This is a genomic window from Scytonema sp. UIC 10036, from assembly GCF_009725235.1.
Genome location: NZ_WJFC01000151.1, coordinates 1 through 13,290, shown reverse-complemented (window position 1 = coordinate 13,290; position 13,290 = coordinate 1). Strand labels below are relative to the sequence as shown.

Here is a 13,290-nt window from a genome sequence, read left to right as displayed (position 1 = left end):
CTACACTTTTCATAAGTGAGTTTGGGAATATATAAAATTTCCTGTTTTGTCGTGAAAATCAAATCCTGAGTTGAACTCCTAGCGTTTTTTTCCCGTCCCTGTAGCGCTACGGCGGAGTGTCACCAACTTCAGCCATTACATTGAAGTCAGCCATAGGTGCAAACAAATAAGCACTTCCCCGATTGCTATGACGGCTTAATCGCAGCCAGTTGTCAGAGTATGCCACTGTTACCATGTTGCACGCGAGGACTTACTTACTAAATTATTTCACTATATTAATGGAATCTAAATATAGATATATTATTTATAGCATATAAAATAATGCAAGAGAACACATCAGTCTAAAGACACAGATTTAGATTGATGGCTCTCTCCAATGGGTAGACCTTATTGAGCGGTGAGGATTTTCCCCATCTCACGCTTCAACTTTCTGACGGCGGGACAATTGGTACTCCTTTCTCCAACTTTGAGGTGGAGTCCCGTGGTGTTGACGAAACTGCCGGGAAAAATGACATGCGTTTTGATAACCAAGAGCAGATGCAATTTGTTCGATGGTTTGGTCTGTTTCTTGGAGCAAAGAACGTGCTGCAGCCATCCGGCGTTTGACAATCCAACCGTTGACAGTTTCTCCAGTAATTTTTGCGACTCTATTTGTTAAGTAAGCTGAAGAATAACCAACAGCCTCAGCGACATCGCACAAAGTGATTCCGCGATCGAAATTAGCTTCTATATATTCAAAAACTTCTTTAAGTTGGGGAACTGAGGGAAAAATAGATGCAGGAGTTTGTGGTGAACTATGAGCAACAGCAACTGGCTGTGCAAGCTTCTCGTAGCATGCAGCATACCAGTATTGCATGAGTTTTGCTTGCTTTTCCAATCTAGCAGTAATGGCTTTCAGTAATTGATGAACCGTACATGGCTTGGTAATGTAATCATCCGCGCCTAATTCCATACCCTTGCGAAGAGAAGCTTTGCTATCACTACCAGTTAAAAATATGAAGGGAACAATAGCTGTCACGGGATCTTGTCGTAATGCAGCCAAGACACCAAAGCCATCCATATCTGGCATCATAATATCGCAAATCACCAGGTCAGGTAAATGCTCCTGGGCTTTTTGGATACCAATACTACCATTTTCAGCATCAATTGTCTCAAAACCTTCGGATTGAAGACCGTCCAAGAAGATATGGCGAGTTACTGCATCATCTTCAATAATCAAAATCTTTTTTGACGATTCCTGCATCATGTTTAATCACCACAATATTTGGTAGTCAACGATTACTGAATTCAAAAGTCGAGTTACGGGAAACACAAATACTAAGGAGTGAATTTACGTGTTAGATGTGCTGTTGACACCGTCTGTTTGGTTACAGGTATGCCATGGCACTACTGCTAACCTGCTTCTCCTAGGTACGTTGTTGGTAATTTGACAGTGAAAGTCGTGCCAATTCCAACAACACTTTCCACAGAAATTTCACCAGAGTGTAAGTCAACAAGAGTTTTTACAATCGCAAGACCCAGTCCAGTTCCTGGTATGTTGTCAACATTGCTGCCTCGATAAAAAGGCTCGAAAATTTGTTGCCGATCTACAACTGGAATACCAATGCCGGGATCTTTGATTGTAAAAATGGCTTCTTGACTTTGACAGTGAAGTTCAAAAGTCACGACACTGCCCGGAGATGAATACTTGATAGCATTTGAGAGTAAATTATTTAAAATATGCTGTAACAACTTTGGATCTAAGTAGGCGCTCTGGCAGTTACCATGGCTCACAAAGTTAACTGACTTTTGATTACCAGTAGCTAACTGCATCTGTGCAACTATATCGGCACAAAACCTATCTAAGTTGATCTGTCTTGGTTCACACACCAACTTTCCTGATTCTGCTTGCCTATACAGTAAAATTTCATCTAGTAGTTCGCTGATTTGTTGAACAGCAAGTTGAATCAGATCCAAATAAGAACGGTTTTTTTCTTCTGTCCATTGATGAAGATGCCGTTTGAGTAAATCGGCAGAAAAAGAAATAACGTTCAAAGGGGTGCGGAATTCATGACTGAGCATGGAGACAAAGCGTTCTCTGAGTTCGCTAAATCTTTTTGTCTGTTCGAGCGCTTGCCGCACTTCTGATTCCGCTTGTTTGTAATCGGTAATATCAATTGCTGTCACTAACTTGACTGGCTTACTCGAAAAATCAAGCACTCCATCAAGTAATCCCACAGTACATGCCAGCCACCTTTGCAAACCATTCTTAGTTAGAATTTCCATTTCTTGATATTCACCACAAGTGCCTCCATCCTGTTTGTGAATTTGTCTGAGCTTTTTGCCTTTAATCAGTCTTTTAATATCAAAATTATTGAGCAATTCCTTTTTTGAATAGCCAGTCAGAGTTTCTGCAGCAGGATTTACATAACAGATACGTTGGTCATGAAGTAGAAAAATACTAGCTTCTGTTGTTTCCGCCAAAATCCGAAATCGGCTTTCATTTAACTTGAGTGCTTCCTCTGTTCGCTTGTACCGAGTAACATCCCAGATGCTCAAAACTCTACCAACGATTTGATTTTCCAAGCGCTGAGGTTTGGAATAGTGGGCTAATATCCTACCATCTTTGAGTTCTATGAAATCGCAGCTTTCTTGTTCCAATGGGCTGGACTTATCCCAAACAACAGTGCGAAAAAATTCTACATCCTTGACTTTGCTCTCACAAAAGGCTTTAGCTCGATCCCATTCTCTAGAAAGATGTATTGATGGTGGAATGCCCCACATTTCTAGGAATTTCTGATTATAGCAAAGAAACTCTCCCTGAAAATCTAACGCAAGTATACCATAAGCTGTTGATTCTAAGGTAGAACAAACTAGAGACAGAGAAGATGCCAATTCTGTTTGTATGTTTTGATATCCAATTCCCTCCCGCTGCAACTGTTGTTGCACTTGATAAGCTTTGGAAGCGTATTGCCGCAAGCTTAACTCTACTAGTTCTTGAGTGCGATCGCAAGCAATTGCACAACCTAATTCTTTCCCTTGGGTTTCTACATAGTTAACCGTGACTTGTACTAGGAATATTTGCCCTGCTTTAGTCTGATATCGGGATTTAAAGGTAAGGGCACTTTGTTGCTTCAGCGTTAACCATTGCTCTGACCATTTTTGCAACTCGAAATCCAAGTCAATATTCTCCAGTCTCATTGAGAGCAGTTCCTCGCGGGTGTACTCCATCATTTGACAGAAAGCGGTATTGACATAGAGAATTTGCGCCCTTGCATCAATGCAAAATGTTGCCTCTACAACTCTATCAATCAGAGTTTGTGCAATTTGCAACTCTTCTTCTGGTTTTAGCACCGACTGAGAATTCCATTCAGATAACATACGTAATGGTCGCTAAAGTACACTGCCCCTCCTGCTTTTTCGTATCAATCAGCACTTAGCGCGATCGATGGGCTGTAATCTAAATTTCCTAACTTATTGGGGCTATTATTTTGCCCACAGAATTAACCTATCAGATTTTTTAATAAACTTAATATAACTTTACAAACTCTTTAAAATAGAAAAAACTGTATTTTTACTTAGTTTCAAAGGTCTTTCATGCATTCCAAATTAGTACAAATTAACTAACAAGAGGTTGCAGAAAACCGATTTTACTCAGTAAAAATGACTACCGAGAAATTCATTCCATATTTCCAGATATATCTCTGCATCAAAGGAACAGGTGCTCCTTCCTTGCTGTTTGTGGAAAATTTTTCGTAACTAGCTTTCATGATAGCATAACTCAATGTTATGTAAGCTACAAAAACAGTAGATTTACCAACAATAAATGAGTAATCATTCTTAAGTAGAATTTTTATTCCATGAGTTTGATTTCCTTCACTTAACTCTTCCATGAATTCAACTACAAAATTATTTACAAAATCATCCACCTGAAGTAATAGCCTGATGTTCACCTCTATATTATGTATATTTCAACATCTATCATTCGATATAATATATATGAATATTGTATGTAGTATTGATAACAATGGCTGACGCCACGGCTGGCATCTATCTTGTTCGCGTAGCGTATGCTTTGCACATAGCGTCTCCTAAGGAGATATCTGAAGAGTCACCGTTCACTGTCAAAACTCCTATTTTCAACAGAATAAGCTACAATATTAAATTTTTATTAAAAATCTATTGTTCTGAGCTTTTTTGTTTGCTATACCTACCTCATTATCCTTATTTTTCTTTTGAAATAACTTAATGTCTGAAGAAAAATTTCAAGACAGTTTCTTGGAGTGTTAAAAATAAAAAGAATTTTGAATTGTCATCCATCGTTAGGTAGAGAAATCAGTTGAATAGCGAAAAAAAGTGCTGAGACGCCTCTCAGTAAGCGTTAAAATGAGCACGATCGTAGAGCAAAAAAATTGATAACCCGATCAAAAGATTCTTCATTGCAGCAAGGTCTTGAGCTTCTGTAGTCTTGTTTCCATAAGCACAGCCTTGATTGTTTACCTTGAACGTAAAGATTTATTTACTATCAAAAAAGCGGTAACAAACCGTGCTTGGTATTCGCCAAACTTGGTGAATCGTTTAAAAGAAAAAGCAGACTTTGGCATGACACACACTTGAGGCTGCGAGTGAAAGCGCAGTCTAGGTAAGCTAACTGGCACCCTCTCCAAGATTCAGGGAGTACGTAGAAGCAATGAGCCAAAATTATACACAAACAACCTCTAACAACGGCACTCAGCCATACGAGGTATATCAACCAAGTGGCTGTGTAGAAACCGCACCAACAAATGGTAGCAAGTCAGAATCGAAAGAACTTGCTCTGGAAGCATCCAAAACCCTATCGATTGTGGAACAACCACAGAGATCGCTAACGGTAGCAGATGCGATCGCCAGAATGATGGAAGCTTTGGGAATCACCCATGCTTACGGAGTGGCTGGAGGCGCATTGGCAACTGTTTGGGGTTCGCTATCTAACAGCCTTCTCCAAGTCTTAAATGTCCGTCATGAATCAGGAGCTGCCTTTGCAGCAACTGAAGCTTACTTTGCCACAGGTCGCCCTGCTGTAGTATTTACAACAGCAGGTCCAGGTATTACCAACGCCTTGACAGGATTGTTTGCTGCCCGTGGTGAAGGAGCAAAAGTGATTTTACTTTCAGCTTACACCTCAGCACCACAACGAGGAAAGTGGGCTATTCAAGAAACGAGCAACGAAACATTACCTACTGATGGAATTTTTACATCAGGAACGCTATTCAACTACGCAACAACCGTAGAAAGCGCTGCACAACTGCCACAGATTTTTCGCAAACTGGCTTTGGGTATGTCGCAACCAGGAGGTTTTGTCGCTCATTTGAGTATCCCCACTGCCGTACAAACATCTCCCCTAGATGAAATACCAACCTACCAAGGAGTTTATTCCTCCAAACTCATACCTAGCAGAGAAACTATCTTGAGAGCAGCAGAACTGCTATCAGAAGGACCCTTTGCCATTTGGTTGGGTTTTGGTGCTCGTCACGCAGCAGAAGAAGTTCGCCAACTTGCTGAAATCACAGGAGCTACAGTTATGTGCTCCCCTCGTGGTAAAGGCATTTTTCCCGAAGATCATCCCCAGTTCGTGGGTGTCACAGGTTTGGGCGGTCATGGTTCTGTGTTGACTTATATGCAACAGCAAACACCTTTCCGCACTCTTGTGTTAGGTTCGCGTTTGAGCGAACCGACTTCTTTCTGGAATCCAGCATTGGTTCCTCCAGGAGGCTTTATACACGTAGACATCGACCCTACAGTACCTGGCGTAGCTTACTCAAAAGCTGAAACCTTTGCTATCCAGTCCGATATTAAAACTTTCTTACAAGCACTCTTACAACACGAACACCTTATTGCCAGTGCAGGTATAGGAGCTTTTCAGCTACCACGTCCCGAAAAGCAGGTACTCCAGCCGATCGCGGACTCTCCGGTGAGACCAGAAATGCTGATGCAAGCAATTCAAAAAGTCGTCGTCGAGGGTAGTGATGCCATCGTCTTGGCTGAGTGTGGTAACTCCTTTACTTGGGCAACGCACTTGCTGCGATTTGGTCAACCAAACCGTTACCGTGTTAGCACTGGAGTAGGAGCAATGGGTCACGCTGTAACCGGAGTCATAGGAGCGGCTCTTGCAACTAACAGCAAGTCTGTAGCCATTGTAGGTGATGGTGCAATGCTAATGAACAATGAAATTAGCACTGCTGTAAAATACCAAATTCCTGCCGTCTGGATTGTACTCAATGATGCCCGCTATAACATGTGCCATCAAGGCATGGCAATGTTAGGGCTTACAGGAGCAGATCCATTGATGCCAGAGACAGACTTTGTAACAGTTGCTCGTGGGATGGGAGCAGAAGGAATTCGCATCAATCAAGAATCCGATCTTGAAGCAGCACTAGAGAAAGCGATAGCTTTCCCAGGTCCATTCGTTGTTGATGTGATTATCGATCCAGATCGACGCGCCCCATCCAAAGGACGCAACGCCGGTCTAGCAGCACAAGGCGTTAAATCAACCCCTGCTGAAAAGACTGCGGTTTCATTTCCTAATGTTTAATGGTTGGTGGTTAGTGGTTAATGGTTAGTGGAGAAAAACAACTAACAACTAACAACTAACCACTAATCACTAACCACTAACAAAAATAAGTGATTGAGGAGGCTTAGCGTGAACTTATTTGAAACAGTGACAGAGATGGGGCACGAACAAGTGCTCTTTTGTAACGGCAAAGACCCGGAAATTAAAGCAATTATTGCTATTCATGATACAAGTTTGGGACCTGCAATGGGCGCGACAAGACTGTTGCCCTACCTCAATGAAGAAGCTGCACTAAAAGATGCTCTACGTTTAAGCCGTGGTATGACTTACAAAGCGGCTTGTGCGGGCATTCCAGTTGGTGGTGGTAAAGCAGTGATTATTGCCGATCCCGAAAATAAGACAGAAGATTTATTTAGAGCCTACGGACGTTTTGTTGAAAGACTCAACGGACGTTTTATCACGGGACAAGATGTGAATCTTACTCCTAATGATGTCAGAACAATTAGCAAAGAAACTAAATACGTCGTAGGGGTAGAAGAAAGGTCTGGTGGACCTGCTCCTGTGACTGCGTGGGGAGTTTTTCTGGGGCTGAAAGCTGCTGTTGAGTTCCGTTTGCAAACGAAAGACTTAAAGGGACTGAAAGTTGCAGTTCAAGGTTTGGGAAATGTAGGTAGCAATCTTTGCCGTTACTTGCACGAGCATGGAGCGCAACTATTTGTAACTGATATAAGTAAAGAGAAAACTGAGGAACTCAAGCGTCTTTATGGTGCAACTCTTGTTGAGCCAGATGCAATTTATTCCTTAGATGTAGATGTGCTATCTCCTTGTGCTTTAGGAGGAATCCTCAACAGTGAAACAATTCCTCAAATTAAAGCATCGGTTATTGCAGGCGCGGCTAACAACCAGCTTGGAGTAGAGCAAATCCACGGTCCAATGCTATCAGCAAAAGGAATTCTTTACGCTCCGGATTATGTGATTAATGCAGGGGGGCTAATCAACGTTTACAACGAAATGATTGGCTATGACGAAGATAGAGCATTCCAACAAGTGCATAATATTTACGACACACTGTTAGAAATTTTTGAGAGAGCTAAAAAGCAAGATATCACAACCAATGATGCTTCCAAGCAGTTGGCAGATGACAGAATTAACCGTGCTAGACATATCAAATCTATGGCTGTGGTGTAAAGGAGACACAAATGGTTACTGAAAAAAATACATTTGCAACGTCTGCATATGTTGCGACTGAGCCAGAAACCGCCTATGACTACCTCTGTAGTTTAAAAAACTTAGACGAATGGACGCTCTACAGCCGGATGCAAGAGCAAATTGATGAAGATACCTGGCTTGGAACTGCATCTGGATACCAAAAAAAGCTCTACTATCACGTTAAGAAATTAGACCACCCGTATTTTCATGGCATCGAATGGCATTGCGGGTTGGAGTATCAAAAATATTATCAGGTTTATCCGGTTTTACTGTTTTCTCCCGATTACATTGAGCCGGGAACTGATGAGAAAGGCGTGTACTTGCACTGGATTAGTTTTGTCGATCCAAAGCGGCGATCGCCATTAATCATGGAGGGAATTCACACGGTACATACTTCCGAGTGTCGTTCTCTCAAAGGTAACTTGGAGCGCAAAGCTGGTCTTACCTCCGCAGCCAAAGGACGCTATTATATCGATACCGATACTGTCTATGTTAATGCCCCTATAGAAATGGGGGTTGAGTTTTTGTCAGACCTCAAGAACATGGATGATTGGGCGCACTTGCTGCATGCAGATGGTGAGATTGCTGGTTCTTCAGGTGAGTTTTGCGATGAGTACAACCAAAAGGTAAAGGTAACCCAGCGAGTGCAACCTGTCAGCAAATGGTATTTGCTAGAGCATGAATTCTACTATCCAGACTACGGATTTTATCAACGCTCTCCCGTGTTGTTAATCCCAACTTCCTATGCTTTTGGCGATCCCAATGCTCCAGGTTTTATCCAGCACCGGATTACATTTTGGAAAGTCGGGGAGCAATTACCTCACGGCAAACTTCAAATTGAAGACTTTGGCTCTGAAAGTTTGAACATCAAACGTCTATTGGAAGCTAAAGCTGGTAATTTGAATACTTTAGCTCAAGGTTTGAGTTATATGCCAGAGGCAAAGTAGTTAGTTGTTAGTTGTTGGTTGTTGATTGTTGGTTGTTAGTTGTTAGTAGAGTACTTAGCTACTAAGCACTAACCACTAACCACTAACCACTAACCACTAACCAATAACCATTTACAAAAAGATGAAACTCAAGCATATCACCACAACACTTCTTTCTTTTTGCCTTGTTACTCTTGGTGGCATGAAAGCAGCTTCTGCTGCTTCATTTACAGTTATTGCTGACGGTCTTGACAACGCACAAGGTTTAAGCATTGGTCCTGACGGCAGTATTTATGTTGTTGAAGCAGGGAAGGGCGGAAGCGATCCTTGTGTCCCACCTCCAAGCGGTCAAGGTGATAATCTGTGTTACGGAGCAAGCGGCGCTGTCACAAAAATTACGGATGGCAAGCAAGAACGCGTACTCACAGGGCTTCCTTCCATAAGCGGATCTAGCGGTGCTCAAGCTGCCGGTGCTCGCGATATAATTTTTGATAAGACTGGTAAGCCTTACATTTTAGTAGGTTTAGGAGCTAATCCGGCTAATCGTGATGCCACACTCGGTAACACTGACCTGGGAAAAATTATTGCTCCCGATTTTAATACAAATACTTGGACTGCTATTAGCGACATAGCAGGTTATGAACTTGCTAACAATCCAGATCGGGAAAATGTAAGTAGCAGTCCAATAAGTTTTTTAATAGATGGAAATAATTTTGTTTTAGTGGATTCAAGTGCAAATACCTTGCTAGGTGCTAGCACAGATGGGAGTAACTTGCAAGCGATCGCAGTTATTCCCAAGCAAACCATCACCAATCCAGTCTTCCCCCCTTCCAATACTCCATCTGTTGAACCGTCAGAAGTTCCAGATTCTCCCGAACCGCCACCTGTAACAGAGTTTGCCACTCAAGCAGTACCTACAGGTGTTGCAAAAGGTCCTGATGGTGCTTATTACGTAAGCATATATACTGGTTTTCCTTTTCCAGAAGGTGGTGCTAAAATATACAGAGTAGATGCCAGCGGTCAGCCAACAGTTTACGCAGATGGCTTCACACAGTTGACTGACCTCGCTTTTGATGCGGAAGGCAACTTGTATGCCCTACAGTATGCCAATGAATCAGCCTGGAAAGGAAATCTGGAGGGGTCTCTCATTAAAGTAGCACCCGATGGAAATCGTACAACGATTGTAAGCGGTAACGGATTGCAAGCACCTGGTGGTCTGGCGATCGGTTCTGATGGTGCTATTTACGTAACAAACCAGAGCGGTCGTCCGGGACAAGGGCAAGTCTTAAGAGTGAACAACCCCAAATCAGTTCCTGAATCCTCCTTCACTCCAGGCATATTAGGATTAGGTGCTTTCAGCATTTATCAATTACGTAAAGGTAAGCGAAAAGCACGAAAAGTTTCAACTTAACCAAACTAGTTATCAGTTACTAGTTACCAATTCTTACTGGTCACTGGTCACTGGTCACTGGTCACTGTCAAACGTTCCACAAACTACCAACACTCAATTTAAGCCAGTATGAGATTCAAGTCATTTGCCCTTGCATTTCTCACTTTTTGTGCTGCTGCCAGCGGAGTACAGGCTGCAAAGGCTGCCGAAATATCGACAGTAACAACAACACCTCTGAGCAACGCAATGCATGCTACCTTTGGTCCTGATGGCTCTTTGTATATCATGGAAGGTGGTATAGGCGGAGACGGAGATGGTGGAAAAAGATGTACTCCATCACCCAGTACACAGTTTGTCAATATATGTACTGGTAACACTGGTGCCATCACTAAAGTTAAGGACGGCGTACAGCAACGTATCTTTGATGGTCTTCCATCTCTAGCACAACAGACACCAGAACGCGATCAAGGTGCAGGTCCGGCAGACCTACAATTCGATTCCAAAACAGGCAAAGCGTATCTTGCATACGGCATGGCTGGCGATCCAAGAAACCGCGATGGTGTCTTGCAAAGTCCTACACTTGCACAACTCTACGAACTTGATTTGAACACAGGTGCATTAAAGAGTATTGCCGATTTTGCTCAATACGAAATTGACAACAACGTTGATGGCACTGACTTGATTACCAACCCCTACTCATTGGCAATTAAGGATGGTTACGCTTATCTGACTGATGGCGGTGCAAACGTTATCTATAAAGTAGGGCTAAACGGTGAAGGTATTGTAAAAGCAAATGCTCTCCCCAGATTTAACATACCTCTAGAAGAACTTCAATTCCCATCTGCGGAAGCATTGGGTATTCCAGAAGGTTCGATAGCTTTTCAACCATCACAGCAATCAGTACCTACAGGTATTAAAGTAGGTCCAGATGGTAGTTTGTATTTAACTGAATACACCTTCTTCCCGTATCCAGAAGGTAAGGCACGTGTTTGGAAACTAGACGACGATTTGAATCCAACACTGTTTGCGGAAGGCTTTACTCAACTCACTGATTTGGAATTCGACGACGAGGGCAATATGTTGTTGCTGCAACACTACAACACTGCAGAATACAACGCTCTTGCACCTGGTGGCGATAGAAGCGGTTCCATCATCAGACTAAACAAGGATGGCTCTCGCGAAGTTGTCTACAGTAGCCCGGAAATAGGCGCAGGTGGTTCCTTAACTAAGGGTCCCGATGGTGCTTACTACGTCACAGCCGACTCTAGATTCGGATTTACAGGGAAAGTCGTAAGAGTCGATCTATCCGATAGCAACAAAGCTAAAGTTCCCGAACCTGCTGCTGTAGTTGGCTTGGTAGGAGTTGCAGCTTTGGCAGGTAAGATGCTCAAGCGCAAGCGCCAAGAAGAGTTACTTGCTAAGGTAGAAACTCTCTAATCCTCATACCATTTTGGATTTTGAATTTTAGATTTTGGATTGAAAAAATTTTGTAGGACGCAATTTCATCCAACTATCTGTAGCATTCTTTTTTCAGATTGGTATTCTTGGGAAATTTCCAAGAATGACTGAGAAATAAGCTGCTGCCTCAAAAGGTCATGAAAAAGGCAGCAACTCAAACCAAAAATTCCCAGACTGGGTCTGGGAACACAAACCCAAAAAAAGTATAACTCATCACACTGAGAAGTCATCATGGGATTAGTAAAGAAATTATCAATTGCCTTAGTCAGTGCTAGTGTTATGGTAAGCGCAGCCGCAGCCCAAGCCAAAGCTGTCACGTTAACATACGACAAGAGTATTAGCAGTCCCGGCTTAGCTCCCGGACAACTCTTTGTCCCTCAAGGTATAGGAGTGCAAGACTCGACTAACCAATTGTTTGTCAGCAACGGTCGCGGTCTCAATCCAGACGGTTCTTTCAACCCAAACGTCGGTAACCGAGTTGACGTATTTGACCAACAGGGCAACTATCTTAGAGCGATCGGCAGTGGTCGTCAAGGCAAAGGAGAAGGGTTTGACGAACCAGCAGACCTAAAATTTGATCCCGTAACTGGCAACGTGCATGTTGGTGATGTTTTTAACAGTGAAATCGATGTGTACAATCCTAACACTGGTGAATACATCAGATCCTATGGCTCCTTCGGCGGACCTGTACAGGGTAGACTGTTCTTTGGACCTGGTGGTATGTCTTTCGATAACAAAGGCAACATTTGGATTACTGATTTCAGTGCTGACGTAATTAAGGCATACAATGCTAACACTGGCGAACTTGTAAAAACTGTTGGTAGCAATGGTACCGACTTGGGCAAGTACGTCGGACCTGCAGGTATAACCGTCTCCCCAAATACTGGTAGAATCTATGTAGGAGATCAGTACAACGGTCGCATTCAGGTTCTAGATGAGGACGGTAACGCTCTGTTTGCCTTCGCTTCTCGCGGTTCCGAACCCGGACAATTAAGAGAGCCAATTGGTGTAGAAGTTGACGAGTACGAGAACATTTACGTAGCTGATTCTCAAAACAGCCGCGTTCAAGTATTCGATAAGGACGGTAAGTTCCTGACTGCCTTTGGCGAACCCGCTCGCAACGCAGCCGGTGAAATTGTACCACCTCCTTCTCAGAGTGGTCCTCCCTTTGGCGACCCCCTCGTTCTCCAACCGGGCGTCTTCAACTGGACCGCTGGTTTACACTATGACAGAGGCAAACTCTATGTAGGTGACTTCTTCCAAGGTCGCGTTCAAGTGTTAAACGTAGACAACAAACCCGGTACTAAAGTACCCGAACCCACATCAGTATTGGGTTTAGGGTTGCTTGGGTTTGGCGTTGTTGTATCCAAACTGCGGAAAAATCGCCACAGAAATTCAACCGTGAGTGTAGAGGGATAAATTCGTGGTAACTAAAGCGAAATTCTCTTTTACTAACAATTAGAAACAACACGTAGGGTGGGCAATGCCCACCATTTAGATATTTAGTGGTGGGCAATGCCCACCCTACTAGTTTTTTATCAAAAAAGGCACCAACAAAAATGTTTATGAGTCAAAAGTTTGTAGTTGTGCCACGCAGGCTAAAGCGTAACTACAAACCCAATTCAAAAAATGAAGTTTAATTTTAAAATTAAGTATTTAATTATTTTTTTGCTCATTTCTATCCGTTGAATCTCATATATTTTAAAAAAAAATGTGATGATTTTTTTAAACATTAACAAAGACTTCAGAAGTTATAACAAATTTATAAATAGAGTTTT

General features: G+C 42.6%; 9 protein-coding genes. 6 read left to right on the top strand and 3 right to left on the bottom strand.

The window, feature by feature from the left end:
• Positions 1-415 precede the first annotated feature (415 nt).
• The 3 genes from F7734_RS43545 to F7734_RS43535 all read right to left on the bottom strand — a co-directional run bounded on the left by F7734_RS43545 (position 416) and on the right by F7734_RS43535 (position 3,908).
• Complete coding sequence (locus F7734_RS43545; protein ID WP_155750596.1) at positions 416-1,246, bottom strand: response regulator; 831 nt, start codon at positions 1,244-1,246, stop codon at positions 416-418.
• Between the two features lie 146 nt (positions 1,247-1,392).
• Positions 1,393-3,360: a scytonemin biosynthesis sensor histidine kinase gene (locus F7734_RS43540; RefSeq protein ID WP_155750595.1), complete on the bottom strand. Its 1,968-nt coding sequence runs from the start codon at positions 3,358-3,360 to the stop codon at positions 1,393-1,395.
• A gap of 269 nt (positions 3,361-3,629) precedes the next feature.
• Positions 3,630-3,908, bottom strand: a complete 279-nt coding sequence (locus tag F7734_RS43535; RefSeq protein WP_207714343.1) for a hypothetical protein — start codon at positions 3,906-3,908, stop codon at positions 3,630-3,632.
• A gap of 761 nt (positions 3,909-4,669) precedes the next feature.
• Between F7734_RS43535 and scyA the strand changes: the two genes are divergently transcribed.
• The 6 genes from scyA to scyF all read left to right on the top strand — a co-directional run bounded on the left by scyA (position 4,670) and on the right by scyF (position 12,931).
• Positions 4,670-6,550, top strand: a complete 1,881-nt coding sequence (scyA, locus tag F7734_RS43530; RefSeq protein WP_155750593.1) for a scytonemin biosynthesis protein ScyA — start codon at positions 4,670-4,672, stop codon at positions 6,548-6,550.
• 108 nt (positions 6,551-6,658) lie between these two features.
• On the top strand, positions 6,659-7,717 hold the full coding sequence (scyB, locus tag F7734_RS43525; protein ID WP_166482512.1) for a tryptophan dehydrogenase ScyB: 1,059 nt from the start codon (positions 6,659-6,661) through the stop codon (positions 7,715-7,717).
• Between the two features lie 11 nt (positions 7,718-7,728).
• A complete protein-coding gene (gene scyC, locus F7734_RS43520; RefSeq protein WP_155750592.1) occupies positions 7,729-8,685 on the top strand; it encodes a scytonemin biosynthesis cyclase/decarboxylase ScyC in 957 nt (318 codons plus the stop codon).
• 121 nt (positions 8,686-8,806) lie between these two features.
• Complete coding sequence (locus F7734_RS43515; RefSeq protein ID WP_155750591.1) at positions 8,807-10,075, top strand: ScyD/ScyE family protein; 1,269 nt, start codon at positions 8,807-8,809, stop codon at positions 10,073-10,075.
• 108 nt (positions 10,076-10,183) lie between these two features.
• Positions 10,184-11,491, top strand: coding sequence for a ScyD/ScyE family protein (locus F7734_RS43510; RefSeq protein ID WP_155750590.1), 1,308 nt, complete (start codon positions 10,184-10,186; stop codon positions 11,489-11,491).
• A gap of 252 nt (positions 11,492-11,743) precedes the next feature.
• Positions 11,744-12,931: a scytonemin biosynthesis PEP-CTERM protein ScyF gene (gene scyF / locus F7734_RS43505; RefSeq protein WP_155750589.1), complete on the top strand. Its 1,188-nt coding sequence runs from the start codon at positions 11,744-11,746 to the stop codon at positions 12,929-12,931.
• Positions 12,932-13,290: the final 359 nt, after the last annotated feature.

What these genes read in the sequence shown, in the direction of transcription:
- F7734_RS43540 (WP_155750595.1), bottom strand. Translation starts at nt 3,360, where the DNA reads ATGTTATCTGAATGGAATTCTCAGTCGGTGCTAAAACCAGAAGAAGAG.
- F7734_RS43515 (WP_155750591.1), top strand. Translation starts at nt 8,807, where the DNA reads ATGAAACTCAAGCATATCACCACAACACTTCTTTCTTTTTGCCTTGTT.
- scyC (WP_155750592.1), top strand. Translation starts at nt 7,729, where the DNA reads ATGGTTACTGAAAAAAATACATTTGCAACGTCTGCATATGTTGCGACT.
- scyF (WP_155750589.1), top strand. Translation starts at nt 11,744, where the DNA reads ATGGGATTAGTAAAGAAATTATCAATTGCCTTAGTCAGTGCTAGTGTT.
- scyA (WP_155750593.1), top strand. Translation starts at nt 4,670, where the DNA reads ATGAGCCAAAATTATACACAAACAACCTCTAACAACGGCACTCAGCCA.
- F7734_RS43545 (WP_155750596.1), bottom strand. Translation starts at nt 1,246, where the DNA reads ATGATGCAGGAATCGTCAAAAAAGATTTTGATTATTGAAGATGATGCA.
- F7734_RS43510 (WP_155750590.1), top strand. Translation starts at nt 10,184, where the DNA reads ATGAGATTCAAGTCATTTGCCCTTGCATTTCTCACTTTTTGTGCTGCT.